This is a genomic window from Lactobacillus rizhaonensis (genome assembly GCF_036246345.1).
Taxonomy (GTDB): Bacteria; Bacillota; Bacilli; order Lactobacillales; family Lactobacillaceae; genus Lactobacillus; species Lactobacillus rizhaonensis.
This window is the reverse complement of record NZ_BTTV01000008.1, coordinates 1-25,209: the sequence shown is the minus strand read 5'-3', so window position 1 is coordinate 25,209 and position 25,209 is coordinate 1. Positions and strand designations below refer to the sequence as shown.

At 35.0% G+C, this 25,209-nt stretch carries 27 protein-coding genes, 2 tRNA genes, 1 rRNA gene and 1 pseudogene; 5 read left to right on the top strand and 26 right to left on the bottom strand.

Going from position 1 to position 25,209, the window contains the following annotated elements; all coding sequences use genetic code 11:
* Positions 1 to 101: 101 nt before the first annotated feature.
* The 12 genes from AAA915_RS08625 to AAA915_RS08570 form a co-directional block, all read right to left on the bottom strand.
* Positions 102 to 1,268, bottom strand: a complete 1,167-nt coding sequence (locus tag AAA915_RS08625) for an SIS domain-containing protein (RefSeq protein ID WP_338201522.1) — start codon at positions 1,266 to 1,268, stop codon at positions 102 to 104.
* Between the two features lie 24 nt (positions 1,269 to 1,292).
* Positions 1,293 to 2,009, bottom strand: coding sequence for a GntR family transcriptional regulator (locus AAA915_RS08620; protein ID WP_338201520.1), 717 nt, complete (start codon positions 2,007 to 2,009; stop codon positions 1,293 to 1,295).
* Between the two features lie 159 nt (positions 2,010 to 2,168).
* The gene (locus AAA915_RS08615) at positions 2,169 to 2,414 is read right to left on the bottom strand and encodes a hypothetical protein (RefSeq protein ID WP_233558034.1); all 246 of its coding nucleotides are present in this window, start codon (positions 2,412 to 2,414) and stop codon (positions 2,169 to 2,171) included.
* A gap of 25 nt (positions 2,415 to 2,439) precedes the next feature.
* A complete protein-coding gene (locus tag AAA915_RS08610) occupies positions 2,440 to 3,858 on the bottom strand; it encodes a PTS transporter subunit IIC (RefSeq protein ID WP_338201517.1) in 1,419 nt (472 codons plus the stop codon).
* A 20-nt stretch (positions 3,859 to 3,878) separates the two neighbouring features.
* Positions 3,879 to 4,193 (bottom strand): PTS sugar transporter subunit IIB, encoded by a 315-nt coding sequence (locus tag AAA915_RS08605; protein WP_338201515.1) that lies wholly within the window; start codon positions 4,191 to 4,193, stop codon positions 3,879 to 3,881.
* An 11-nt stretch (positions 4,194 to 4,204) separates the two neighbouring features.
* Positions 4,205 to 4,693: a PTS sugar transporter subunit IIA gene (locus AAA915_RS08600; RefSeq protein ID WP_420915124.1), complete on the bottom strand. Its 489-nt coding sequence runs from the start codon at positions 4,691 to 4,693 to the stop codon at positions 4,205 to 4,207.
* 336 nt (positions 4,694 to 5,029) lie between these two features.
* Positions 5,030 to 5,605 carry a galactose-6-phosphate isomerase subunit LacB gene (gene lacB / locus AAA915_RS08595; RefSeq protein ID WP_338201513.1) on the bottom strand — a complete coding sequence of 192 codons (576 nt, stop codon included), beginning with the start codon at positions 5,603 to 5,605 and terminating at the stop codon, positions 5,030 to 5,032.
* Positions 5,606 to 5,617: 12 nt separating this feature from the next.
* Entirely contained in the window at positions 5,618 to 6,046 is a 429-nt protein-coding gene (lacA, locus tag AAA915_RS08590; RefSeq protein WP_338201511.1) for a galactose-6-phosphate isomerase subunit LacA, read from the bottom strand.
* A gap of 22 nt (positions 6,047 to 6,068) precedes the next feature.
* Positions 6,069 to 6,824: a DeoR/GlpR family DNA-binding transcription regulator gene (locus AAA915_RS08585; protein ID WP_338201509.1), complete on the bottom strand. Its 756-nt coding sequence runs from the start codon at positions 6,822 to 6,824 to the stop codon at positions 6,069 to 6,071.
* Between the two features lie 291 nt (positions 6,825 to 7,115).
* Complete coding sequence (locus AAA915_RS08580) at positions 7,116 to 8,045, bottom strand: phosphate/phosphite/phosphonate ABC transporter substrate-binding protein (RefSeq protein WP_338201507.1); 930 nt, start codon at positions 8,043 to 8,045, stop codon at positions 7,116 to 7,118.
* A 338-nt stretch (positions 8,046 to 8,383) separates the two neighbouring features.
* Positions 8,384 to 9,784: a zinc ribbon domain-containing protein gene (locus AAA915_RS08575; RefSeq protein ID WP_338201505.1), complete on the bottom strand. Its 1,401-nt coding sequence runs from the start codon at positions 9,782 to 9,784 to the stop codon at positions 8,384 to 8,386.
* A 14-nt stretch (positions 9,785 to 9,798) separates the two neighbouring features.
* The gene (locus AAA915_RS08570) at positions 9,799 to 10,650 is read right to left on the bottom strand and encodes a zinc ribbon domain-containing protein (protein ID WP_338201503.1); all 852 of its coding nucleotides are present in this window, start codon (positions 10,648 to 10,650) and stop codon (positions 9,799 to 9,801) included.
* Between the two features lie 307 nt (positions 10,651 to 10,957).
* On the opposite strand from AAA915_RS08570, the pseudogene AAA915_RS08565 reads away from it, so the two are divergent.
* Together AAA915_RS08565 and AAA915_RS08560 are read left to right on the top strand one after the other, a co-directional pair.
* A pseudogene (locus AAA915_RS08565) lies at positions 10,958 to 11,921 on the top strand (D-2-hydroxyacid dehydrogenase).
* Positions 11,922 to 12,051: 130 nt separating this feature from the next.
* Positions 12,052 to 12,816 (top strand): MerR family transcriptional regulator, encoded by a 765-nt coding sequence (locus AAA915_RS08560; RefSeq protein ID WP_338201501.1) that lies wholly within the window; start codon positions 12,052 to 12,054, stop codon positions 12,814 to 12,816.
* Positions 12,817 to 12,951: 135 nt separating this feature from the next.
* On the opposite strand, the gene AAA915_RS08555 is transcribed toward AAA915_RS08560, so the two are convergent.
* The 7 genes from AAA915_RS08555 to AAA915_RS08525 all read right to left on the bottom strand — a co-directional run bounded on the left by AAA915_RS08555 (position 12,952) and on the right by AAA915_RS08525 (position 17,541).
* Positions 12,952 to 13,716 carry a hypothetical protein gene (locus AAA915_RS08555; RefSeq protein WP_338201500.1) on the bottom strand — a complete coding sequence of 255 codons (765 nt, stop codon included), beginning with the start codon at positions 13,714 to 13,716 and terminating at the stop codon, positions 12,952 to 12,954.
* A gap of 39 nt (positions 13,717 to 13,755) precedes the next feature.
* Positions 13,756 to 14,466, bottom strand: coding sequence for a uracil-DNA glycosylase family protein (locus AAA915_RS08550; protein WP_338201498.1), 711 nt, complete (start codon positions 14,464 to 14,466; stop codon positions 13,756 to 13,758).
* 554 nt (positions 14,467 to 15,020) lie between these two features.
* Positions 15,021 to 15,209, bottom strand: a complete 189-nt coding sequence (locus AAA915_RS08545; RefSeq protein WP_338201620.1) for a restriction endonuclease — start codon at positions 15,207 to 15,209, stop codon at positions 15,021 to 15,023.
* A 26-nt stretch (positions 15,210 to 15,235) separates the two neighbouring features.
* Positions 15,236 to 15,487 (bottom strand): restriction endonuclease, encoded by a 252-nt coding sequence (locus tag AAA915_RS08540; RefSeq protein ID WP_338201496.1) that lies wholly within the window; start codon positions 15,485 to 15,487, stop codon positions 15,236 to 15,238.
* A 191-nt stretch (positions 15,488 to 15,678) separates the two neighbouring features.
* A complete protein-coding gene (locus tag AAA915_RS08535; protein WP_338201494.1) occupies positions 15,679 to 16,353 on the bottom strand; it encodes an AbiTii domain-containing protein in 675 nt (224 codons plus the stop codon).
* Between the two features lie 289 nt (positions 16,354 to 16,642).
* Positions 16,643 to 16,715 (bottom strand) — tRNA-Thr (locus AAA915_RS08530).
* A 67-nt stretch (positions 16,716 to 16,782) separates the two neighbouring features.
* Positions 16,783 to 17,541 carry an NADPH-dependent oxidoreductase gene (locus AAA915_RS08525; RefSeq protein ID WP_338201492.1) on the bottom strand — a complete coding sequence of 253 codons (759 nt, stop codon included), beginning with the start codon at positions 17,539 to 17,541 and terminating at the stop codon, positions 16,783 to 16,785.
* Between the two features lie 140 nt (positions 17,542 to 17,681).
* Between AAA915_RS08525 and galE the strand changes: the two genes are divergently transcribed.
* Positions 17,682 to 18,674: a UDP-glucose 4-epimerase GalE gene (gene galE / locus AAA915_RS08520; protein WP_338201491.1), complete on the top strand. Its 993-nt coding sequence runs from the start codon at positions 17,682 to 17,684 to the stop codon at positions 18,672 to 18,674.
* Between the two features lie 37 nt (positions 18,675 to 18,711).
* Here galE and AAA915_RS08515 read toward each other — a convergent pair whose 3' ends face one another.
* Positions 18,712 to 19,260 carry a GNAT family N-acetyltransferase gene (locus AAA915_RS08515; protein WP_294832175.1) on the bottom strand — a complete coding sequence of 183 codons (549 nt, stop codon included), beginning with the start codon at positions 19,258 to 19,260 and terminating at the stop codon, positions 18,712 to 18,714.
* Positions 19,261 to 19,446: 186 nt separating this feature from the next.
* Between AAA915_RS08515 and AAA915_RS08510 the strand changes: the two genes are divergently transcribed.
* The gene (locus AAA915_RS08510) at positions 19,447 to 20,817 is read left to right on the top strand and encodes an amino acid permease (RefSeq protein ID WP_338201487.1); all 1,371 of its coding nucleotides are present in this window, start codon (positions 19,447 to 19,449) and stop codon (positions 20,815 to 20,817) included.
* A 135-nt stretch (positions 20,818 to 20,952) separates the two neighbouring features.
* Entirely contained in the window at positions 20,953 to 21,642 is a 690-nt protein-coding gene (locus AAA915_RS08505; RefSeq protein WP_338201485.1) for a B3/B4 domain-containing protein, read from the top strand.
* Positions 21,643 to 21,684: 42 nt separating this feature from the next.
* Here AAA915_RS08505 and AAA915_RS08500 read toward each other — a convergent pair whose 3' ends face one another.
* The 6 genes from AAA915_RS08500 to rrf form a co-directional block, all read right to left on the bottom strand.
* Positions 21,685 to 22,047, bottom strand: coding sequence for a DUF956 family protein (locus AAA915_RS08500; RefSeq protein WP_294605447.1), 363 nt, complete (start codon positions 22,045 to 22,047; stop codon positions 21,685 to 21,687).
* A 6-nt stretch (positions 22,048 to 22,053) separates the two neighbouring features.
* Complete coding sequence (locus tag AAA915_RS08495) at positions 22,054 to 22,968, bottom strand: PTS system mannose/fructose/sorbose family transporter subunit IID (protein ID WP_294605449.1); 915 nt, start codon at positions 22,966 to 22,968, stop codon at positions 22,054 to 22,056.
* A 27-nt stretch (positions 22,969 to 22,995) separates the two neighbouring features.
* Positions 22,996 to 23,805, bottom strand: a complete 810-nt coding sequence (locus AAA915_RS08490; protein ID WP_110445630.1) for a PTS mannose/fructose/sorbose transporter subunit IIC — start codon at positions 23,803 to 23,805, stop codon at positions 22,996 to 22,998.
* A 17-nt stretch (positions 23,806 to 23,822) separates the two neighbouring features.
* Positions 23,823 to 24,833: a PTS sugar transporter subunit IIB gene (locus tag AAA915_RS08485; RefSeq protein WP_338201479.1), complete on the bottom strand. Its 1,011-nt coding sequence runs from the start codon at positions 24,831 to 24,833 to the stop codon at positions 23,823 to 23,825.
* Between the two features lie 166 nt (positions 24,834 to 24,999).
* Positions 25,000 to 25,072, bottom strand: a tRNA-Asn gene (locus AAA915_RS08480).
* Positions 25,073 to 25,082: 10 nt separating this feature from the next.
* A 5S ribosomal RNA gene (gene rrf / locus AAA915_RS08475) occupies positions 25,083 to 25,199 on the bottom strand.
* Between the last annotated feature and the right edge of the window lie 10 nt (positions 25,200 to 25,209).

The following is a 25,209-nucleotide window of genomic DNA, read 5'->3' as shown; positions in this document are numbered from 1 at the left end:
ATTAAGGTACCAACCAATTTTTGTCAATATATATTTTGGTATATTTAAAAGGCCTTTTTTTAATAACATAATTATACTTTTTTTAATAACAAAAAAGTACATTAGTTAAATTCGTGAATTGTTACACCTTTAACTACACGATTAACCGTGCCTGTTGGAGAAGGTGTATCCGGCTTATTATTAACCTTAATTGAGGTTAACAAAGCGATTGTTTGACCAAACATTACATCAGGTAAAGCCAAATATGCATCTGGCAACAATTCTTTTTCAGCAAACGTAAACGATTTACCTGAGAAGTTTTGTCCTTCTTTCTCCTGCCCCACGGCCATTACTAGCGGTACAATTTTGTCATCTTTAATTTCGTTTAAAATGTCTAAATCATATTGTCTGGTATAAGTATCATTTGAAACAAAATCAAAAACAATTGTCTTTTTGTCCAAAAATGATTTAGGACCATGACGTAAGCCCATTGATGTATCAAATAGTGCTGCCACTTCTCCTGCAGTTAATTCCAAAATCTTAAGCCGAGTTTCTTCGGCAAGACCTCCTAAACTGCCACTTCCTATATAAGTAATTCGATCAAAGTCAGTATCAACTAAAGATTGAATTTCATCTTCACGTTCAATTACACTTTTACCCATCTGAGCAATTTGCTTAACAATCTGCTCTTTTTTCTCATCTGATAATGTATCAAAAACAAGCAGTGCCATTAAGCTCATGCAAGAAAACGAACCGGTCATGGCAAATCCCTGATCTAGAGATTTTTCCGGCATTAATAAAACTAATCCAGATGGGTCACCTTTTAAGTCTTGTGCCAAGTGTCCTTCTGGTGCACAAGTAATTGCTATTTGATATAAGTTTTTAACTAACTTTTTGGCTAACTCGACAGTCGCCACAGATTCCGGTGAGTTACCACTGCGAGCAAATGATACCAGGATTGTTGGAGTATCTTTTTCTAAGTAATCTTCTGGAGTAGAGACAATTTTAGTAGTATCAATTGCTTCAAAGTCATATCTTGTTCTGTCACCATGCTTTTGTAAATATGGCATAATCGTATTACCAACATATGCACTAGTGCCAGCACCTGTGAAAACAACTCTGACTTTGCCGCATTCTTGCTTTATTTCGTCTAAAAATTCGGTTATTTTCGCTTTATTATTCTGATAAATTGACCATGTTTGTCCCCATAATTCAGGCTGCTGCTCAATTTCACGAGTAGTAATTTTAGCGCCCATTTTTTCTAACTCTGCATCTGTTTTTGAAAACATTATTATTTTTCCTTCCTTATATAACTAAGATAAATCATTATATTGACGTGAACGATAAACAAATTTATCGCCTCTAGCCAAAGAAATTGTAAATTCTACTGGCACATTTTTATCGTTAATAGTTTTTCGAAATATTTTTAGACTCGGTGAACCGACTTCCTCAGCCAAATTCTTACTCTCTTCAGAATTAAGACAAACCGCTTCAACATCTTCAAAAGCCATTACACTAATTTGGTTGTATTTTTCTTTCATAACAGTATAAAGTGGCTTAGATTTTAAATCATCAATAACTAGTTCAGGAAATATTTTTTCCGGTAAATAGGATGTACTGAAAATTCGCGGTTCGTTATTAGCAAGACGCAAACGTACCAGCTTATATGCTTTTTCTGTCGGTTTCAAATTTAGCTGTGCTGCAATATTTTTATCTGGGGTAATCAAGTCTAAACTTTGATTTTCAGTTGAAGCCTTCTGGCCAGTCCGCTTTAATTCTTCTGAAAAAGAGTACATCCCACCAATATTAGGCTGATTAAGAAAAGTACTTGAAACAAAGGTGCCCTTACCATGAAGGCGATAAATCAGTCCCCGTTCTTCAAGATCCTGTAATGCCAGCCTAACTGTATTACGGCTAACCCCATATTTAACCAGTAGTTGTCGTTCACTTGGTAATTTGGCATTAGGTTTCATATTTTTTATTTGTTTTTCTAAGTCTAAAATTACTTGTCGATAAAGTGGTTTTTCCATTAATTCCCCCTCCTCAGTTAACTGGTTGATACCACTTAAAGTTTATCAGAGAAAGCGGTTCATTGCAATTTGATTTTGGTGATTTACTGATAATAAAAAATGAAATATAAGATCAAAAAATACCATTAAGAGAAAAACCCTTAATGGCATTTTTTAAATTTATTTACTTAACTTATTGCCTTTCCAATCATAGTATTTTTGACTAAGGCGATTCTTAGGATTATCAAAAACAACGATTCGATATAAAGCATAAATTGTACCAACCATGGCAATTAAGTTTGTTATCCAGTTTTTAAGTAAAATCTGTAACAAGTTGACCACAATCACAACAACTGTCCAAAAAAGGATACGATTCCTTCTTGCTTTTTCCTTAGCCGTTACTTTTGTCTTTTTCAATTCGATCACCTTTATGCAAAAATATTATTAATGATTAGTTATTTTTCTTAGCTGCAGCATATTCTGCATTTCTCTTCTTCATTTGTTTTGCATACCAGATGAACAAGAGAAGGTATACTGCTAAAGCAATCAACGCATAAACAATAAACATTCCTTGTTGTTTCCAAGCATTTCCAACTAAGTAAGCCAAGAATTTTTCAACTGGTCCTTCCATAGTAGTGTCTGAAACTAATGTATGTGCAGGTATAGCAGCTCCTACTGAGTGAGCCATGTTGGTAACAAATGGACCAACCATGGTACCAGCCCAAAGGAAGACAGGTAATTCAACTGCTCCAATGATAATCATCCGAATTATTTTACCGCGAGTAACTACTAGCAAAGCTGGAGTAACACCCATAGCAATAATACCGCCTAAAGGCATTAATCTGTTGCCAGGTAAAACCATTGCTTCAAGCATCATAATTGGAGCCAAAACATTTGCGGCTGCCCATATTTCAGAACGACCAGCTAAGAATGGCCAGTCAAGTCCAATATTAAAGGTACGACCAGAAAACTTCTTAGTAGCAAAATCAGCGATACCTTGTGATAAAGGCTCTACGGAAGCGATGAACCATGAACCAATTACAGAGAATAATTCAATACATGAACCACCAATAAATGATAGTGTAAACATGTCTTTCCATCCCTGCTCAGTCGCAAAGTTATTACCGGCTAGTAAGGAAACAAACACACCAAGGTAAACACCAATAGCAAATCTACTGCCCCAGAAACCGATTTTTTCGTTCAACTTAGTGGAGTCAAAGTCAAACTTATCAAGCCAAGGTAGACATTTGTCAAAGAACTTGTTAAACACCATGATAATCGGGTTCATCATATAGTTCATATGAGTAGTAGTCATAGGGTTGCTGTCAGGAGCATCTAGTAAGTCGTTAAATGTCGGTTTCATTAAGTCAGAGTTAATAATTTTCATTGTTCCAATGAAAAGAACTAACAAAGTTGATAGCCAAAGAGGCGCACCGACATATACACAGAACAAACCATCAAATGCTAAATGCCATACATCAAAGATATCTACATCAAGAGTGTTAGTCTTATTTAATACAAGTAGAACAACGTTTAATATAATTAAAACTAGCAGATAAAACAAGGTATACGGTGAACCCCAAGTTATAGTGGCAAGTGGTGCCCAACCCATATCCTGCATATCCATGTGGATGCCAGTATGCTTAACGAATTGCATCATTGGCTTTTGAAATGCCGTAGTCAGCATGTTCATAACATTACCTATCGCCGTAATAGCAATAGCTAATTTCAAGCCACCTTCTAAGGCCTTAGTAAACTTGACACGAAACAATACTGCAATTAATGTTAAAACTATTAACATTATTGTAGCCGCACCCATATCAATTAAAGGTTTAAAAAGTGAGTTAGCGAAACTAATTATCCCATTCATTTTTATTTCCTCTTGAAATCTTATTTAGCATTAATTTCTTTAACAACTTTTTCAACATTGTCATAAACTGGTTTGGCCATGGCTGGTATACGGTATAAAATTGCTCCAGCATCAATCAACGGAATTTTCGGTTTAAAAGAAAGATCGGTCTTAGCAATTGTCAAGTAGCCATCATAATGTGATAAAAGATCTTCGTTAACATCCTTAATCATATAGGCATCAACCTTAACGTTATAACCCCGCTTTCTCATTTCTTCCTCAACTGCATTCTTAATTTGGTGAGATGAATTTACCCCAGCACCACATGCAGCTATAAATTTTACTTCTCTGCTCATAAAAAGCCCTCCTACTTTTGACTAAAATTCTTACTTAAGAACTGATAAATCTTATCAGTTTCAGTAAGATTAAATAATGCTTGTAACTTTGAAACTGGTGTGAGTCTAAGAAAGTCCATAATCTGTGCTAAAATATTTGCTTGTCCTTCGGGGTTGTTATTCAAAATCATAAACAGAAATTTTACCGGTAAACTTTGATCAGGTGCAATCATGTTTTTAAATTGTACTGGTGCTTTTAAAGCAACCGGTACTATCAAACAAGTATTGACAAACTCTCCTTCAGTATGCGGTACAGCAATATTAGGCAATTCCTTTGCAATAGGTGAAGTATCTATTCCCGTCGGGTATTGTTGTTCACGCTGGCTAATTCCATTGAAAAAGCCATCGTTGACCAAATCAAGAGTAAGTAATTTATCTGAAACTTCCTTAAAAATTGTGGTTGGATCCGATGCATCACTTACAAACACTGCATTCGCAGAAAACAAGTTATTTTCTTTCACAAATTAGGCCCTCCTTAACAATAGACAAGTTTTCGCTTTTGTTTGAATATGTTAATTTTTGTTCGCTTGTCTATTGCTATTATATTTAATGGCAAAGAAAAATGCAAACGCTTTTTCAAAAAATAAACTGAAAGTTTCGTTTAAATCATTGTATTTTCAGCCATTTCTAAGAAAATTAACTTGCTGTGAATAGTTAATTTAAAAATATCTTTGCAAAACCTTCATGTTTATGAATTAAATAAAAAATACTTTTTTATAAGAAAAAGCCATGACCTTTTTAAGTCATGGCTTTTGTGTGCGATTAAAATTTTAAATTATTATTTAACTATATTAGTATTAATCGTGGTATACGCCTTCAGCCCACTTCTTATTTTCTTCATCAAAGAAGTGTACATTATCTTTTTGATCAGGATTTGGTTTAGCAATACCGTCTATTTTGGCAATTAGTTTTTGTCTTTCTGGAGTAGACTCATATTTAGCATTCAAGAATGAATCGACAATGTCAAAAATAAAGTCACGTCCTAAAACAATGCCACCAAAACCTAAGATATTGGCATTTAATTCACGCCGAGCATATTCGGCTTGGGCAACATCGCCTACCATTGCTGCACGAACTCCCTCGTTTTTATCAGCAGCAGTAGAAATGCCGATACCAGTACCACAAAGAACAATACCTAAATCTGCACGACCATCGGCAACATCTTCGGCTACGCGTTTACCATAGATTGGGTAGTGAGTTCTAGTATTGTCATGAGTACCTTCATCAATAACTTGGTATCCTTCTTCTTTTAAATGATCAGAAATGGCCATTTTAACAGAGGTTACAATATGATCGTTTCCTAAGGCAATAACAGTATGCTTGTCAACTTTGGGATCAACAAATTCTGGTTGTGGTCTATCATTATCTAACATTAGTAAGCCTCCTTAAATCATTTCTTCAAGCATATTCAAGCGAACCTGATGCCGTCCGCCAGCATATTCTGTATCCAGGTAATGCTGCACGATTGAATAAGCCAGTTTTTCGCCTACGATGCCGCTACCTAACGCAATTGCTTTTGCACCATTGTGCATAGCGGTCATATGTGCAGTTCTTTCTTCATTGACGTTTGCTGTAACCATGCCCTTAACTTTATTTGAAGCCATAGCTGAGCCTACACCGTATTCGTCAAACATAATGGCCTTTTTGATGCCATTATCTAAGACTTCGTGAGTCACCTTTAAACTCGATTCTACAAAGTCCTCTGCAGCCTCCGGCGTAACATCCAAAACATCATAATGGTGTGCTTCCAAGTATTGTTTTACTTTTTCCTTTAAAGCAAAACCTGCCTTGTCACTACCAATGACAACCTTCATAGTCAAATCTCCTCTCAAAAAACTATTTATATATAGTCGTAAATTGACTGTAATGCTTTTCCAACTCAGGTTCAATTCCATGGTTAGTAATTAGTCCATCCACTTTGCGCAAATCATAAAATTGGTGAAAATCACTATGATCCAACTTGGTATAATCTGCAACAACAAATTTGATTTGAGAATGGTCTAATCCAATACCCTCGGTTTGACCTTCTTCTAGGTTAGCAGTTGTCAAAGAAGTATCATTAATGCCATTGACGCCAACAAACCCAATAGAAAATGACATAGTTTTCAATTGGTTATTAGCCAAAGCACCCACAAATGCGCCACTAATTCTTCTATATGAGCCACCAATCATAATTAATTCGTAATCATTCATATTATTTTTTGCGGCTTCGAATACAGGTAATGAATTAGTCACAATTCTCAAATGCTTAATCTTTAGATTAGCAACGAGTAATTCTAAAGTTGTTCCCGGACCAACATAAATTGAATCATTTTCGTGGATTAAGTTACAAGCTCTTTTAGCTACTTCATACTTTTCTTTACTATGAATTTCCCGCTTTTGCTGGTAGCTTTTTTCGGTCCGAATCTGGTCAGACAATAATTGAGCACCACCATGAATACGCAAAATTTTATTTGCTTTATGTAATTCATTGAGGTCCCGTCTAATTGTCATATCCGAAACTTTTAAAGCCCGTGCCAATTCATCAACTGTGACAAACTTCTGAGTTTTTACTACTTGTAAAATAGTTTTCAGTCTTTCACTCTTTAACATTAGTAACCTACTTCTTAACTAAATTAAGCAACTAACTTAGTTCATTTTTATTATAGTTGTTAGCTTTTGTTTGTCAATGTTTGAAATTGTTCGAAAGCTATTATTTGAACTAAAAAGTTTGCAAATTACATTTAAGTTTATTAAAACAATCTGTAGCTTTTTTACAAAATTACGATTGCAATTAGTTAAAAACTTATATTTATCTGAATTTAGTTTATATTTTCTCCACAAAAAATGCATCTTTTTCACTTTTAGTTGAAAAGATGCATTTAATATTATCTAATAGCCAGATTATTTAGAAATCGACTGGGAAATTTTTTCATATTTGCGCACAGTGTCATAGTCACTATCTTTGGCTTTGACATATCCTTCATGTGAGTAAACACGTTCGATTACTTTCTTACCTTCCTTAGACTTGCCAATCGCAATAAACGCGTTAGCTAATTTTTCCCGGAAGGATTTTGACAAACTAGGAATAACTGAGATAGTGTCGTTTGGAATAGCACGAGTATAGTAAATTGGCACAACTTCGGACTTAATCTTAGGATTATCCTTGATTACATTGTTGCGGGCATCTTCAAAAACAAAAGCTGCATCAGTGTCTTTATTTAAAACATTTAGTACGGCTTGATCGTGCCCAGTGGTAGTAACTAATTTGCAACTACGAGGAACATCGAATCCCTTTTGCTTTAACTCAGCAATTGGGAAAATATAACCAGATGTTGAGGTTGGGCTTTGAATTGAGATCTTCTTTCCTTTAAGATCCTTCCAGCTCTTAATGCCAGAGTCCTTTCTAACTAAAATCTCGGAATGGAAAGTATGAACTAATTTTTTAGTCCAGTTGCCGTCTGGCCTGCTCAAGCCAAAACGCTCTGACTGTAATAAAACGTCAGCTGCATGCTGTTTATGAGCCTGCACATAGTCATCCCCTGGTAAAAAGCCAACATCTACTTTTTTAGACTTCATTGCTTCTACCAATGCATTACCACTGGTTGAAACTGAAACATGAACTGGGATTCCCAGACGCTTGGATAACATTTTTTCTAATGGCTTTGCCTTAGTTTCTAGCGTATTCGCAGAAACGCTGGGTACGAACTGCACATTGAGAGACTTTGGTGTACCACCATCAGCTTGCTTTTTAGCTGAATTAGAACATCCAGCAAGTAGAGCTGTACCTAAAACTGCAATAGCACCAACTAAAAACTTTTTAAATTTCGGCATAATTTCCTCCTAATCTGGAAATATAGCAATCAAAAAAGACTTAGCATAATAGTAATGTATCAAGCTAAGTCTATTATTGATCATATTAAAAAACAGCAGCAACAATTTATATAGATAAGAAAGCCGCACTTTCCCCATTGCAAAAGGCTCATCAATTTGAGTTAATACATGCATATGAAGAAAACTACCTCTCTTTCTTATTATATAAAAAATAATAGCACAATATTGATGGTTATAACAGATGTTTTTCTTTAAAAAATTGTTCTTTTATTCATTCAAAAAGGAAAGCGCTTTATTAATAAAACTATTTTAAATAAACTAGTTCTTGAAAAATTATGTTAATTATCATACTTTTTATCACTAATTATTTTGCCATTTCCGATTGATTTAATCTTTTGACTACCATCGTCACTATCTCCAGTTTGCTTAAAAAGGCCACCAGTATAGAGCAGAACCTGTTTATGTTCAAAATCATCATGTTCAAAAGTATAAGTAATCTTATAAGTGACGCTACTACAATTATTTGGAGCTGGTGTAATCGAAACTACAGAACACTCCATATTGTAATCAATAATATCGTCATCATTATTAAAGCCAGAATTTTGAGAGTGCAATTCTTGATAGCCTTTGTTTTCGGCACCACCAACAAAGTCATCTTCGTCTGGTGAATTAAAATCATTTTCTAAAATTTCTTCAGCATCATCTTTATTAATTAAACCTGGCCATTCAGGTTTAATTACATTATTGCTGCTGTCATCATCATCTTCAAATCCCATTTCATCATAGTCAACAGTTTTCGATTTAATCGATTTGCCATCAATTTTAGTAACCACATAAATTTTCATATCATCAGTTATCGGATAATCTTTAAATACCTTATTTCCTCTTTTATCAAGATTTCCAACATTTTTATCATTAATGTAGACATCAGCGCCAGGAATACTTTTAATGGTAAAGTTAACTGTTTTAATATTCATATCAATTTCTTTATTGGAAAAAATACTAGTACTTTTATCAGCAGTTAACTGATGGCCTGATGCAATGGATTTGACTGCAATATGATATTTGCCAGGAAATAATGGCGTAATCTTTTTATAATAATCTTCACCACTACCATCAACTCCACCAAATTTTTTGTTATTAATATAGATAGTAGAGTTGGCGTGATTGGTTCTTATCTGCGGTGAATAAGTTTTTAACTGCAAACAATATTTAGGAAATAAAAGTAAATAGCGGCCGTTTTGAACTAAACTGACATTTTCATATTGATCGCCATATTTAAAGGCTTCTGCCATCTTGTCAGCTTCAACATAATGTTCAGCGTAATACTCTTGGGTAGGCTTTAGAGCTGCTGTTGTTACTCGTGCATTTGGATTTTCAGAGACAACATATTGGGCTAAATCGGCATGCGGGTTTTTTAAGCTTGCCGTAATCTGATTAATTTGGTTATTTTTTTGATAGTGGTTAGAACCCCACGCGTAAAATGCAGCAAATGCTATCACTAAAACCCCTAAGCAAATTAGTAAGATTTTATTTCTTTTTTTCATGGGACGATGAACCGAATTTGCCGTGACTTGTTGTTTAACAGCTGTTTGCTCCGAAAAATTAGTTTCCTGGGAATGATATTCTTTTCGACTAAGCTTGGTTTGAGAAAGCTTATGACCACAATTAGGACAAAATTCTGCATCTGGTTTTTTTATTTGTTGACCACAATTAGGACAAAATTTAGAATCACTCATTTTACTCACACTATCTACATTGATCCGTTCTGCATTGACATAATTTCGCTAATAATTGAATTAATCATAGAACTATAAATAATAGAATCTAAAATCATTAGGCACAAAAATATAATAGCAAAGGCAATTAAAAATCCGTAAATTTTATCACGAACGGCTCCTTGATCGCCAAACAAGATAACATGTTGGCTTGCCATAAATAGACCCAGCATGATCACAAGCAAAGTAATAACAAACTTAATACTATTAAGTCCTAAAATCATTAACAAAAAGAATGCGGCTGAAAGAATTAGATTTAAATTACAAGCATGTACACTGCGGTTAACAAATTCCAAAAAGCTAAGTTGTCTATCATACACATATCTATAGCCAGCATAAAAGCCGCCGATTACTACTACTTCAAAGATTACCATCACGAGAAATATTTCAAGCATGATATTAAAAGGGACATGAAAATTTTCCCAGCCACTAATGTTACTACCCCGATGGTTAGCCCAGCCAATTACAGTATTAATAATAGTATTAGCACAAAAATACAGTCCTAAAACTATTAAAGCGTCCTTAATCAAAATTGTTAACCAACCATACCAGCTTGCTACATTAACACTACTTGTACCTGGATTACGCCAAGAATCAATACACCATTGCCAATAACTTAAATATTGTCCTTTCGAATTATTTATATTGTTGGCAACTGTTAATTGAAACTTAGGTTGCTTTGCCTTTATTTTTGGAGAATCTTTTATCTCAGAGGTAGAAACAGTTTCTTCTTTTTGCACACTAATGTTGCGCAAGTCATAACCACAAGACGTACAAAAATTGACGTCTTTATCCATGATGGCGCCACATTGAGGACATTTTTTCATTGATAACTCCTTCTTAATTCCACTAACTTCTATATTTATTTACTAAACTTATTTAAACCACTATTTAAAAAATGTAACTTATTTTAAAATCTAGAAGTCGCATGTTATAAGCTTTTTATTTCAACCTAATTAATAATATTTTAGTATTACTAAAAAAGCAGAATACTCGTTAAGTTTAGATTTATTTATAAATACTGTCAAATATGGTTTCAGTTACTACATTAATACTATCAAAGTTTTTTAATTATCCGCGCTATATATGTAGTAAACTTAAGAAGTACAGATATAATAATGTGAGGTTCAAATTATGAAAATTGTTAATTTAGACAGCTATGCCTTGAATCCTGGTGATTTAGACTGGACATCCCTTGAAAAACTAGGCGAATGCACTTTTTATGATCGGACACCAGTTGACGATGATACTGAAATTTTGAAACGTATTGGAGACGCAGAAATAGTTTTAACTAATAAAACTCCACTTGATGAAAAAGTGCTAAAAATGGCACCCAACATTAAATATATTGGTGTGACTGCTACTGGTTACAATATTGTCGATACCAAAGCGGCTCATGAAGCTGGTATTCCCGTGACTAACATTCCTACTTATGGTACTGATGCCGTTGCGCAATTTACTTTTGCATTGTTACTTGAAATTACTAGTCAAGTAGGTTTACATAATCAGTTAGTCCATGAAGGGCGCTGGAGCAGCAATCCTGATTTTACTTTTTGGGCAAAGCCGTTAATGGAACTAAAGGGCAAAACTTTAGGATTAATTGGCTTTGGCAATATAGCTAAAAAAGTAGCAGAAATTGCACATGCTTTTTCTATGAATATAATTTTTTGGAATCATCGGCCAAAATCAGATTTACCGGATTACGTTGAACAGGTTAAACTTGACGAACTTTATCACAAAGCAGATATCGTCAGTTTACACGTGCCACAAACGCCGGCAACCACTGAAATGATTAATCAAGAAGCAATTAGTCAAATGAAAGATGGCGTCATTTTAATTAATACTGCTCGTGGTGGTTTAATTAATGAAAAAGACGTCGCAGACGCCTTAAATGAAGGCAAGATCGCTGCAGCGGGGATTGACGTTGCCCAAAAAGAGCCCATTCCTGCTGACAGTCCACTTCTTTCTGCTAAAAACTGCTATATCACCCCCCCACATTGCTTGGGCACCGCGCGAAACCCGTAATCGTTTGCTTGGTGTAGTCGTTGATAATCTGCAAGCATTTCTAAAAGGTGAAAAATTAAACGTCGTAAACTAAATATCATAGTAAAAAACCAGTAATCTTGATTGAGTTACTGGCTTTTTTATTCTCAAAAATCATTTTCCGTGCTTGACCTTGACACTACGTCAACCAATATACTTAATTTGCAAGTGAGGAGATTTTAAACATGTCATATTCTATCAATGAACTAGCAAAACTAGCCGGCATTTCAACACGAACTTTACGCTATTACGATAAACAGGGACTTTTAAAAGCGCGCAGGAATCCCGAAAATAATTATCGCTATTATGAGGAAAGCGAAGTTGATCAATTGCAAAAAATTCTATTTTTAAAGCTATTTGACTTGCCACTAGCTCAGATAAAACAGGTGATGCAGACTTCACCGAAAACTCAATATCAAGTTTTACGAAACCAGCGGAGCAAATTAGTAGCTCAAAAGCAATATCTAGATGATTTGATTAAGAACTTAGACAAGACACTTGCAACAATGAAGGGAGAAACACAAATGACTGACACGGAAAAATTTGCCGCATTAAAAAAAGAAATGATTAACAAAAATGAAAAACAATATGGCGCAGAAATCAGGAAAAAATATGGGGATACTAAAATAGATTTTAGTAATCAAAAATTTAGTTCTTTATCTGAAAATGAATTAGCACATTTCAAAAAACTGAGTGCTGAAATTTTAACTGAATTAAAAGACTTTGATAAGACTGCTGGTGTCAAACAATCTGCTGCCAAGCACATTTTTGACTTACACAAAGAATGTTTATTGACAATATGGCCTAAAGGTCAGTATTCGGGAGAAGCCCACAAGAATCTTGCCCGAATGTATGTCTGCGACACACGCTTTAACAAATATTATGCAGAAGGCACTGGTAATCCTGACGCTGCGAAAACGTTGAAAGCAATTATTGATTATTACGCGTAAGCTTTTTTAATCATTAAAAGTACAATTCCAAAATAAAACCTTTCAGATACAGATTCGTTAAGAATTGTTTTGAAAGGTTTTTTGTTTAAAGTAATTTTATTTAAACGTTTTTAATAAAAAAGATGTTATTTATATTTAATTTTTCCTTGCATTAGAAGCAGTCAGATTTTTAAAATCATTCCTGCTCCACAACCATAATGGATTTTGCAGGTCGGTTGGGACAAATTCAGTGCCCTGTAATTCTTTTGCCCAAGCATTAATTACATAGGTTTGCACTTTAGAACTTTCCATTTGTTCTTTGGTAATCAAGCCCAATTTATAACTTGCCCTTATTATATGCCTATCTGCAGCAATATAAATATCATTGGTATTTTTCAAAGGAATTACTGTGTAGTTGCTAAGAACATATAGCCAATAATTGCAAAGCTTATTACCAGACAAGTATGGAAACTTTTTCTTGGCATCTTTTTGCATAAAATTCCTAATCTTATTCACATCATTATCCAAGTTGTTAGTGAATTTAATAACACTACCATCAGAAAGCTCTGTAAACGTCTGACAGAGTTTAAGCCAAATATCTGTTTGCTTGTTCTGTTGCAAAGCAAGCCGATACTTAGTCAAACCTTTTTGCACTGCTTCATACCCAGCAGTAATAACTTTTGCCGGTATAAAAACAAAACTAGTTTCGGGATCTTTATACGTCTTCAAGGCATTTTCCCACAAAGTATATGAATTTCTCTGATAATTTAAAGCCATTGGCAACGTGAAATAAAGCGCATTTTCGTTAGTGCTTGGATCTAGGTGCGGATTACTATCCTCAGGTAAAGTAGTATCACCTAAATCACCATTTTGGTACATTTGATAAATTGTTTTTACTTTTTCAAGGATTACATCGGACATAAATTGATGACCTCACTTATCTTTAAAAACTAATGATTATTATTTATACGTCAAAGCATTGAGATACTTAGTCAGATATTTTTCTTCATCTTCAGGATGATATTGTGTAACAAAACGCGGATGTTCAAGTGGAATTATTTTTTGAAACACATGTAATTTCTTATTAATTTTGCTTAGTTCTTGATAATTTTGACCACTGCCGATGCAGTAACAAACAGAAGTATCAATTCCAAAGTTAATTTGCGTTTTAAGTGCAGAAACCATAAAAGGAGTTAACATTTCTTCAACTCGCTTATTTTCATAATAATTGCAGTTTACTTGGTTACCCTTAGAATTAGTCTTGCAAATGCCTAAAGGACAAACAAAATTGAGGTAAAAATCATGATAAAATTTGTTCCTTCCACCATATTTATCTATGACTTTTGTCAAAAAACTAGAAGAGGCATTACTGATATGAAAATTTGCTATTGAGATTCCTGTTTCTTTTTGGAGATTGGAAGCATCTTCAAAAGGAACTCCAGTTATAGCTGAACCTCTTCTTGCCGGTGAACTACCTAATATTAAACAACGCTTGTTGTTGTCATTGAAATATTTCTGATAGAAAGTTTGGACCACTTGCAAAACTTGCTTTTTGTTTCTGCCACTATAAGGATTAATTAATTTATAAGGAGCGTGTAAATCAATTTTTACATTACCTAATTCCTGATCAAATTGAAAAACTTTATCTGAAAAAGTTTGTTTTTGTTTCATAAATGCTTACTATCCTATATTCTACGAAATCATATAAGCAAATTATAGTACATATGTTCGTAGCAATGCTAATTTTTTAGGAAATTGAATAAAAATGAAGAATTGGTTCTCCAATTTTTGAAAAAACCTTTATATTAATTAAATTCTTCATTTATCACTGCTCTTACTCTATTTCTACTTCTACTTCGATGTTTTCTAATGATATATTATTTAGCAATACTACCTGTTGGAATAACTTCAAATTCTAATAATTCCCCTTAAAGAATCGGAAGAAGATCTACGTTAGCATTTGGACAACCACTTGGTTTGAAAGTATGTAAATAATCTCCATTCTTCCAGGTACCAAGAAAAAAGATTGGAGCTCTTACAATTTTGTTGTAAACAAAAATGTTCTATATAATGGCCTGCTTTCTTTAATCAGCCTAGCAGTATGCATTGTGTTATTGATTGGAGTAACAATCCATCCATACATATTTTTTCGACACAACTCATACAATGCTAATCCAGCTTCTGGAATAAAAGCTACCAGTAAGCTAATGCCAAAATTTCCATTGTTACTTATTGATAATCTCTAATATTCTTTGGCTTTTGATTTTCTTTAGCAAATAAAACTTTTTCCAATCAAAATGAGCATTACGGAGCTGACTAAGTCCTACAGTGATGAATGGTTTAGTTGTGTTTTCCACCAACGTTGATTGAGCATTATTATTCCATTGATCAGCAGAGGATACAAGTAGCCTAATAAAATAAACGTCTTTTCCTGTCTCCGCTATAAAAGAATCAATACAAACTTTATACTTACTTTGCCTTTAAAGATTTTGGTTTGGACCGCTGTTGAATTTCCATCATAGTCCTTAGCTACAATATCTACACCTGTATCTTTTTTAGATATACGGTATTTTGCAGAAACTTCATTAAGTATCCAAACATCTTCAAATTTTTTCTTATAAGCTGGTTCATTTTTTAGATCAGCAACTACAATTTTTTCAAATGCAGTTTTTTTATCTCTTTGCTTATCCAAATTTTCATCTATCTGATTAATTAGTTCATCAAAAGTACCATCTTTTTCTCATAAAATGTATAAACTTTTAATTATATTATAAACTTCAGTCTAAAAAGTCATTTGTTTATTTTTAACTAAAATGCCCTTTTGTGATAATCTAACACATAAAAAAACAGGCTCTAAAGCCTGTTATAACTATTATTTATTTTTTACTTAAATAGATGTCCAAATAAACTCCCAAATAAGTTGCCTATCAAATCCTTAATGGAGCTCCTCTTTTGTTTTGAATTATTATTTCCTTGTTGAATTTGACTATTATTTACATTACCTGAGATATTATAATTGTTTATTGTTTGCGAATTTGTTTTCACATTTTTACTTACTTCTTCTAGTGTTTCTGGTTTAAGATGCATCCCCCAATTAATAATCTTTTCTTTAACTTTATCTTCTATACCAGATAACTGACTAATAGCGGCTTGTTGTTTAAAAGTATAATCTAAAGGGCAATTATATAATTTACATAAATCTCTGTTAATTTTGTTATCAAACTCAAAAGATACTGCTTGATGCTCAGTTTGCTGTGTAAATTTTATTAACGAAAATATAGAATTTGTAACTTTATGATAACCTAAAAAATCATAATCAGTAGGTATTTCAGCAGGAATATTCTTTCTAAATGTACCATCTACTACAAATCTAACAGAAATTTTTCTATACTCTGGCACATTATCAACATTATCGTATCCTGATATTTCACAATGGCACCATTTTTCCATTTCCTTATCTTTTATTTTAATTGAAATAGCATATGCTTCATTTAGTAAACGACTTAAATCAATTCCATTTAAAATATCTTGTTGAAATTTTCTCACACTAGTTGCCATCTATTCTCCTTTACAACAACCTAAAAAGTACTATTTTAAATTTATTATATACCAATAAAGCACACAAAAAAACAGGCTCTAAGGCCTGTTAAATCAACATATCTAATACTCATAAAATTTACTTAAACACATTATAAATACACATATTTTCCTATGTATTTGAATTGTGCTATTTAAAAAATCGTATTATTAAGAACTTCGCATTATTTTAAAGTAATGAAAAAGTCTTTCAAATCAAGTTACAGTTAACTTTTTCGAAAGACTTGGAAATACTTATTAACTTTATCTATGCTGATTGCCAGAATCGAACTGGCGACCTTTTCTTTACGAGGGAAACGCTCTACCAACTGAGCTAAATCAGCAACTTTCACAACGTTTAAATTATACCAAAACAAAAAAAATCGTGCAATCGAATGTACGACTTTTATTTTATTTCCAATCTAGACAAAGCTCTTGCTTGTGCAACAATTCTGGCAACTTATCACGGTTGATTCTTTTGTCATTTAATTTATCACCTGTTATTTGTTTAGTAAAAGAATCAATGCGCCTATTGGCATCCCGCAAATCATAGTAAGTTGTAACTACTTGATCATATTCTTTTAAGTCTCCCACTTTAAAATCACGCGGATACTCATTTTCAAAAGTCGTAAATTCGAGTGGCAAACGCGGCTTTAATTGTGGCTCTTGATCGGGAATACCTACTTGCATCCCTAAAGCTGGAAACGTTAATTTAGGCAAGTCTAGCACTTCCAACATTTTTAAAGGGTGATCATTAATGGTTCCTAGTGGCACATAACCTAAATCCATGCTTTCAACAGCATTAGCCACGTTTTGCCAAGCAAGTAATGTGTCGTCCAGCCCTTGAAAGAAAATATCAGTGGTATGAACGCGGCCGTCATCTTTACCTAACTGACGGCGAATTTGTTGGTTGCGGTATAAATCTACCACAAAGATAAACAAATCTCCTTCCGCTCCGACATATTTTTGTCCGCATAATTCCCTGATTTTAGCCCTTTTACCTTCATCAGTAATATGAAGCATTGTCGCATTTTGCATAAACATGCTGGTCGCTGTATGTTGAAAAACGGTGTACAAAGTATTTAATTGTTCTGCGCTTAAAGTTTTATCTTTAAATTTACGGATGGAGCGATGATTAATTTGATGGTTGATGGTTGAATTATGAATCATTTTGATACTTCTTTCTTACTATCTTACTAAAAGTAACTTTATTGCAAATTTATTTTACTGTCAATAAATTATCTTTTAAATGGCCAGAATGTGCTAAAATTTAGACGGAATACAAAATTACTAATCCAGTGGAGGAAATTATGCGCGTTTTAGTTATCGGCGGTGCCGGGTATATTGGCTCAGTAGCTGTTAAAAAATTAATCGAACAAAATAATGATGTTGTTGTTTTGGATGCTTTATATACAGGACACAGAAAGGCAGTTAATCCTAAAGCCAAGTTTTACCAAGGAGATATTGAAAACAAGTTTTTAGTCAGTCAAATTTTGCGTAAAGAAAAGATTGAGGCAGTCATGCACTTTGCTGCTTATTCTTTAGTACCAGAATCTGTGCAAAAGCCACTCAAATATTATGATAATAATGTTTCTGGCATGATTTCTTTATTGGAAGCAATGAAAGATGCCGGTGTAAATTATCTGGTCTTTTCTTCCAGCGCTGCCACATATGGCATCCCTAAGAAGTTACCAATTACTGAAGATTCACCTCTTAATCCAATCAGCCCTTATGGCGAAACCAAAGTAATAATGGAAAAAATTATGCACTGGGCAGACAAAGCTGATGGTATCAAGTCAATTGCATTGCGCTACTTTAACGTAGCCGGGGCCGCAAGTGATGGGTCAATCGGAGAAGATCACTCTCCGGAAACGCACTTAATCCCCAACATTCTAAAAAGTGCTGTCAGTGGCGATGGCAAATTTACCATTTTTGGTAACGACTACGACACTAAAGATGGTACTAACGTAAGAGATTACGTTCAAATCGAAGATCTAATTGACGCGCACCTATTAGCATTAAAGCACTTAGTTACAACTAATAAATCTGATGTTTTCAACCTCGGGACTGCTCACGGCTACTCCAACTTGGAAATCTTACAAGCGGCTCGTAAAGTTACCAATGTTGAAATTCCATATACTATGGGACCACGCCGTGCAGGTGATCCTGACAGTTTAGTTGCCGATTCAGCTAAGGCCAGAACTATTTTAGGCTGGGAGCCACAACATGAGAACGCTGAAGATATGATGACAAGTGCATGGAAATGGCACCAAAGTCATCCTCAAGGATATGCAGATAAATAACAAAATTGCTGGTAAAACTTACCAGCAATTTTTTTGATTAGTTTTTAGGATTAAATGTGATATATAACTCCATATCACAGAACTTGCCGTGATACTTGACTTCATCTTTGAGCCTGGCCACATGTTCAAAGTGCAGTCTTTCTGCAATGGCTCTACTAGGTTTATTATTATGATCTGCCAGTAATTTAATGCTGTGCAACCCAAATTGGTTAAATGATACATCTACTAACTTTTTAACGGCCTGGGTCATGATTCCGTTACCCTGATATTTTTGTCCCAGCCAATAGCCTATTTCGCCGCTTTCATTTTTTAGCTTAATATTGTGCAGATCAACCATTCCAGCTGGTTTGCCATTGACAAGAACAACCAGAACCAGTTTCTTATAATTTGCGGTGTCAACTCGCATTGCCTTAATAAAATCAACCTCATCTTTGACACTTGTAATCTTACCGGCCCAGGGTAAGAAGTGTGCCAGCTGATCACGGTCATGAACAATAATTTCATATAAAGCTTCCGCATGACTGACTTCCGGTAATACTAAACTAATCTCCAAGTTGTTAACAGTAAATTGGCCAATGGTAAACATTAAATCTTCCTCCTTAATTTATTTTTAATAAAGTATATGATACTACAATTTGTCTTTAAATAAAGCCTTTTTTAGCATAACAAAATTTACAATTTGTTCAAATTTTGGTTTGGTTAAAAACATACGCTTATGTATAATGCTATAATTTAATAATGTAACTAATTTTTAAGTATTTGGAGTGATTTAATGAGCGAAGAAGAGGAAAATAACGGTTCTGGTTACGAACGAACCTTGACTAACGCGCATATTCAATTGATTGCCCTGGGTGGCACAATTGGGACTGGTTTATTTCTAGGTGTAGGTAATAGCATTAGACGAGCCGGTCCCAGTGTCATTCTGATTTATGTCGTCGTTGGTATTTTCTTATTTCTACTAATGCGAGCTTTGGGTGAGCTAATTGTTTCAGATTTATCTAAGCATACCTATATTGACTTTATTGAAAAATATTTGGGTAAAAATACTGGTTTTATCTCCGGGTATCTTTACTGGATTAGTTGGGTTACCTTGGGTATGGCAGAAATGACAGCCTTAGGCATATACTTTCAATACTGGTTCCCCCATTTACCCACATGGGTGCCTGGATTAATCACGATCGCAATTTTACTATTTATCAATTTACTTTCTGCGCGGCTTTTCGGTAATTTGGAGTTTAGTTTTGCCATTATTAAAATTGTGACAGTTATTGCCTTTGTGATTTTAGTAGCCTATTTGTTAATAACTGGTGGAAAAACCACTTTTGGACCTGTTACTTTAGCCAACTTATCCACTCACGGTGGTTTTTTTGCTAAAGGGAGTACTGGCTTTTTCTCCGGTTTCCAAATGGTTATCTTTAGCTTTGTTGGAGTTGAATTAGTAGGTTTGACTGCTGCCGAAGCCCAAAATCCTAAAGTAACTATTAGAAAGGCCATTAACGAAGTACCAATGAGGATAATACTATTTTATGTTCTCGCTATTATCGCTATCCTAGTCGTTATTCCCTGGGATAAGGTGGCTACAAATTCCAGTCCGTTTGTGCAGACTTTAGCGGCAACCGGTATTCGCAATGCTGGTTCAATTATCAACTTTGTTGTCATTTCTGCAGCTGTTTCTTCAACTAATAGTATTCTTTATAGTGCTGGCCGGTTGCTATTTTCTGTCACCTTTAACGGCAAAGGCAAATGGAATCAGACATTTGGTCACCTAAGAAGACAATTACCACAAAATGCTTTAATTCTATCAGCCTGCTTAATGGCCTTAGCACCATTTGTTATTATTATTATTGGCAATGAAGCCTTTAATTTTATTTCCTCTACCTCTACCAGTATGTTTTTAATTATCTGGTGTCTGATGCTTTTAACTCATATAGCCTACCGAAAAAAGACACCTGAACAAGAACTAACTGATTTCAAAATGCCAGGATTTCCTTTTTTAGATTACATTACTTTAATCTTTTTTATTTTAATGATAATTTTATTATTAATTTTACCTGCAAACAGAATAGCAATGATTTCAGCCCTGTTAACCTTCATAGTTTTGTCAACCGTGTCTAAAATTTGGCATAAAGAAAAGACGACATGATTATACTTGCATTTGAAAATCTTTTATATTAAAATTTTAGAAAATTAAGAAATATCGCCACCGGGCGACAGCACTTAGCAAACTCTTTAGTTCTTAGTAGAGTTTGCTAGGTGCTTTTATTTTGGGAGGTAACTCATGCAAGAACTAATTGTTGATAATACTTTTTGGTCAATTTTTCCCCAGGCAAAAATTTACACATTAATTGTTAATGGCATTAATAATCATATTCCTGACATTTCAGACAACTATCAAACTATGCTCAATCAAGCTGAAGAAGAAGCAAAACAGTATTTAACGGCTAAAGATTTTAAAGACAACATTGTTATTGCCGAATGGCGTGAGGTCCTTACGAAATTTAAAAAGAAAAAGGGTGCTCGTTCTTCAATTGAGGCCCTCTTAAAAAGAGTCTCTCAAGCTAAAACCTTTAATCCCATTAATCCTTTAGTGGATATTTATAATAGTGTCTCTTTAGAGTACGCCGTTCCATGTGGTGGTGAAGATCTTGATCAAATTGCCGGTCAAATGCACCTCGGCGTAGCAACTGGAAATGAAGATTTTTATCCTTTAGGTGCCGAAAAAAGTGATCCGCCTAGAGCAGGTGAAGTAATATATTATGATCAAAAGGGTGCTGTATGTCGTTCACTTAATTGGCGTGATGGCAAGAGGACGATGCTCACAGAAGATACTACCTATGCAATATTAATCATGGAAGCAGTAACTGATAGTCAAAAGGAAAGGGCTGACAAAGCAATTCAAGCTTTGAAACAGAAAATTGTTGTAGAATTAGGTGTTGTGGGAGACATAAGTATTAAAACCAATAATTAACAAAAAAAATTCCTAGACAATTGCTTTTGTCTAGGAACTTTTTTAATTATGCCTTATTCTTCTTTTGATTTTTTGCCATAATCCCAGCGCTTGTCGCATATGTTCAGCGGGAACATATTGACGAATAGCACGTAAAGTTTTCTTATTATCTCGCGTAGTAAAAATAAACTTACCATTTGCACGAGTGCGAATTTCAAAACGAGGTATATAGCGTCCATGAAAATAAACATCCGCTACCACGTAGGTAACTTCTTGCCACGGAATTTGGACATAATCAGAGACATTGCGATCATTATAAAATTCAAACGCCTTATCTCCAACCATTACTTTACCGTATGTTGATAACGCACGAAACCAAGTTGCATTTGCTGTTAAATCAACTTTAGTATTTTTTGATTCAACCATTTTTGATTAAAGCACATGCAAAACGTGTAAAACAACACCGACAATAAAGATGGCAATAATGATCAAAATTGGTGAAACTTTCTTCTTTAATAGCCACATGCAAAGGAAAGTAAGTAGCAGACCGGCTAATCCCGGAATTAAGCTATCCAAGTTGTTTTGTAAAGTAGTTACTTTAAACTTAGTTAGTGATAAGCCGTTAGCTTGATCTATTAAAGCTTGCTGAATTCCTTTGGCACCAGCAGGAAGTGATCCCCAATCAATATAGCCACCTTTTTGAACAGGTGTCTTTGAGACAATCGGAGTGAACTTAATGTTAACCCAGCGTTCAATTAAGGAGCCTAAAACAAACATACCCATCATGGAGGCGCCACGAGTTACTTTTTGTAAAAGACCACCAGACATATCATTGGTAATCGCAGAACCGGCCTTGTAACCAAATTCCTGTGTATACCACATGAAGGCCAATCTAATTACATTCCAAATAACGAAGAACAAAATTGGTCCTAAAACGTTACCCTGAATAGCCATTGAAGCACCTAAGGCACCAACAATTGGTCTTACCGTGTACCAGAATACAGGGTCACCAACGCCAGCCAAAGGTCCCATCATTCCGACCTTAACACCTTGAATAGCTTCATCTTCAACTTTAGCACCATTAGCCTTGTCTTCCTCTAAAGCTAAAGTAACACCTAAAATTGGTGATACTAGATAAGGGTGAACGTTGAAGAATACCAGGTGTCTTTGCAAAGCAGCTGCCATGTCTTCCTTTTTAGGATAAAGTTTTCTTAAAGCAGGAATAAGCGAATATGCATAACCACCGTTCTGCATTCTTTCATAGTTCCATGAAGCTTGCAAAAATTGTGAGTGCCACATAACTTTGAAGCGGTCGGCTTTAGTTAATTTTATTTTTTTATCAGCCATTATAAAATCCTCCTCTTAAATATCACTCTAATAGTCATCTATGATATCGCCGAGTGGATCGCCGGTACCGTCATTATCAGAATTTGAGCTACCGCCATTGCCACCTTTTGACTCTAAAGATAAGTACATCAGTGCTAAAGCTAAGCCAATTGCACCTAAAGCAATCAAAGTTAAATCTTTTATTGCTGCCAGAGCAAATCCGATGGCAAAGAATGGCCAAACTTCACGACTGGCCATCATGTTGATAACCATTGCATAACCAACAGCAACGACCATAGCACCACCAATTGACATACCGTCGCTCAGCCATGCTGGCATTAAGCCCAGCCAGTATCTAACTTGTGAAGCAGGAATAGCTAACAGCAGTGCAGCCGGAATAGCGATTCTTAATCCCTGTAGACAAACATCAAGCCATTGCCACATATTAATTTTACGCCAATCGCCCCTTTTAGCATCAGCATCCATAATGTGAACAATACCAGTAGAAATTGTCCTTACGATCATAGTTAAAAAGAGTCCGGCAACGGCCAGAGGCATAGCAATACCAGTAGCCATACCAATACCTTTTGTTCCTTGACCACTTTGAACCAAAATGATAGCGGAAGCTACTGAGGCCAAGGCGGCATCAGGAGCAACAGCAGCACCAATGTTAGCCCAGCCTAGGGCAATCATTTGTAAATATCCACCTAGGATAACACCTAAAACCAGATTACCAGTTACAAGACCAATTAATGTACAAGCAACCAATGGTTGGTGAAATTCCCATTGGTCTAAGATGCCTTCCATACCTGCAAGAAAGGCAACTATGACAACTAAAATCATTTGAATAGCGTTCATTTTTTACTCCTATTCTCCTACTTGTTCTGTTCGTCAAGCAAACTTTGAGCTTTATTTAAAATAGCTTCCATATTGCCTTCTTTATCTGTTGGAACTTTACGCACATCGTACTTAACTCCCATTTTTTCAAGTTCGTGGAAAGTATCAACATCTTCTTGATTCATAGACAATACGTTGTTTGCATTGACGTCTCCGACTTTGTAAGACATTGAACCGACATTAACAGTCTTAATGTCAACACCTGCTTTGATTACTTTCAAAACATCTTCCGGATTTTCAAAAAGCAGTAAGGCATGTGTATTACCAAAACGGGGATCTTTAGCAATCTCCACCATCTTCTTTAACGGAACAGTATGTGCTTTAACACCTGCAGGAGCGGCTTCACGAATCATGCTTTTACGCATTTCATCTTTAGCCACACTATCGGAAACCACAATTACACGATCTGGGTGCATAGTCGGTATCCAGCCTGTAGCCACCTGACCATGCAAAAGTCGTGAATCAATTCGCGCTAAGACAAACTTAATATGACCATCACCAACAACAGTACCTTCAGGAATAGTTTTCTTATTAGCTGAATTAGCAGGTTGGGACTGTTTTTGGGTTGTTGCAGATTCCTGCGGCATTAAGTCCGCTGGCTTGGTTTTAATACCATCCTTTGCCGGCTTAACAATAGCAGTTGCAATCTGATGAGCAGTGGCATCAGGATTAGTCATTCTCTGTGTCAATGCTTCAACAACCATTGGTAAGTTCATACCAGTAACAATAGACCAATTAGAATGCTTTTCAAGCAGTGCATTGGCTTGATTAAATGGCGTACCTCCCCACAAATCAACTATCAGCAAAACTTCATCTTGATTTTCAAATGAAGCAATTGCTGTTTCCATTTTGCCTCTAATGTCATCTGGACCTTCATCGGGTTTCAAAATGACATGAGCAAAATTATCTTGTTCGCCAAACAGCATTTGCGCAGATTCCGCAATACCGTCAGCAAAACCACCATGGCTGGCTAAAATAATTCCTACCATGAGATTTCCTCCTTTAGATAAAACATATCCAATATTATTTTATCGTTAAAAAGGTTTAATGTCACATTCTTTAAAAATTAGCTCACCTATTTCTAATATAATAGCCATCGCCACTTAAGCATAAATGTACAAAAAAAGAGGACCTCTTGGTCCTCTTCTCTCTTCGCTCCGGCTGTCAGACTCGAACTGACGACATCTTGATTAACAGTCAAGCGCTCTACCAACTGAGCTAAGCCGGAATACTAAAAAGCACGGCAGCGTCCTACCCTCGCAGGCAGTCTCCCACCAACTACTCTCGGCGTGAAGAAGCTTAACTACTGTGTTCGGCATGGTTACAGGTGTTTCCTTCTTGCTCTTGCCACCGTACTTTTTCCTT

Coding starts and splice junctions, on each gene's coding strand:
- AAA915_RS08625 (WP_338201522.1), bottom strand. CDS start 1,268: ATGTTTTCAAAAACAGATGCAGAGTTAGAAAAAATGGGCGCTAAAATT.
- AAA915_RS08620 (WP_338201520.1), bottom strand. CDS start 2,009: ATGGAAAAACCACTTTATCGACAAGTAATTTTAGACTTAGAAAAACAA.
- AAA915_RS08610 (WP_338201517.1), bottom strand. CDS start 3,858: ATGAATGGGATAATTAGTTTCGCTAACTCACTTTTTAAACCTTTAATT.
- AAA915_RS08605 (WP_338201515.1), bottom strand. CDS start 4,193: ATGAGCAGAGAAGTAAAATTTATAGCTGCATGTGGTGCTGGGGTAAAT.
- lacB (WP_338201513.1), bottom strand. CDS start 5,605: ATGTTAGATAATGATAGACCACAACCAGAATTTGTTGATCCCAAAGTT.
- lacA (WP_338201511.1), bottom strand. CDS start 6,046: ATGAAGGTTGTCATTGGTAGTGACAAGGCAGGTTTTGCTTTAAAGGAA.
- AAA915_RS08585 (WP_338201509.1), bottom strand. CDS start 6,824: ATGTTAAAGAGTGAAAGACTGAAAACTATTTTACAAGTAGTAAAAACT.
- AAA915_RS08580 (WP_338201507.1), bottom strand. CDS start 8,045: ATGCCGAAATTTAAAAAGTTTTTAGTTGGTGCTATTGCAGTTTTAGGT.
- AAA915_RS08575 (WP_338201505.1), bottom strand. CDS start 9,784: ATGAGTGATTCTAAATTTTGTCCTAATTGTGGTCAACAAATAAAAAAA.
- AAA915_RS08570 (WP_338201503.1), bottom strand. CDS start 10,650: ATGAAAAAATGTCCTCAATGTGGCGCCATCATGGATAAAGACGTCAAT.
- AAA915_RS08560 (WP_338201501.1), top strand. CDS start 12,052: ATGTCATATTCTATCAATGAACTAGCAAAACTAGCCGGCATTTCAACA.
- AAA915_RS08555 (WP_338201500.1), bottom strand. CDS start 13,716: ATGTCCGATGTAATCCTTGAAAAAGTAAAAACAATTTATCAAATGTAC.
- AAA915_RS08550 (WP_338201498.1), bottom strand. CDS start 14,466: ATGAAACAAAAACAAACTTTTTCAGATAAAGTTTTTCAATTTGATCAG.
- AAA915_RS08535 (WP_338201494.1), bottom strand. CDS start 16,353: ATGGCAACTAGTGTGAGAAAATTTCAACAAGATATTTTAAATGGAATT.
- AAA915_RS08525 (WP_338201492.1), bottom strand. CDS start 17,541: ATGATTCATAATTCAACCATCAACCATCAAATTAATCATCGCTCCATC.
- galE (WP_338201491.1), top strand. CDS start 17,682: ATGCGCGTTTTAGTTATCGGCGGTGCCGGGTATATTGGCTCAGTAGCT.
- AAA915_RS08515 (WP_294832175.1), bottom strand. CDS start 19,260: ATGTTTACCATTGGCCAATTTACTGTTAACAACTTGGAGATTAGTTTA.
- AAA915_RS08510 (WP_338201487.1), top strand. CDS start 19,447: ATGAGCGAAGAAGAGGAAAATAACGGTTCTGGTTACGAACGAACCTTG.
- AAA915_RS08505 (WP_338201485.1), top strand. CDS start 20,953: ATGCAAGAACTAATTGTTGATAATACTTTTTGGTCAATTTTTCCCCAG.
- AAA915_RS08500 (WP_294605447.1), bottom strand. CDS start 22,047: ATGGTTGAATCAAAAAATACTAAAGTTGATTTAACAGCAAATGCAACT.
- AAA915_RS08495 (WP_294605449.1), bottom strand. CDS start 22,968: ATGGCTGATAAAAAAATAAAATTAACTAAAGCCGACCGCTTCAAAGTT.
- AAA915_RS08490 (WP_110445630.1), bottom strand. CDS start 23,805: ATGAACGCTATTCAAATGATTTTAGTTGTCATAGTTGCCTTTCTTGCA.
- AAA915_RS08485 (WP_338201479.1), bottom strand. CDS start 24,833: ATGGTAGGAATTATTTTAGCCAGCCATGGTGGTTTTGCTGACGGTATT.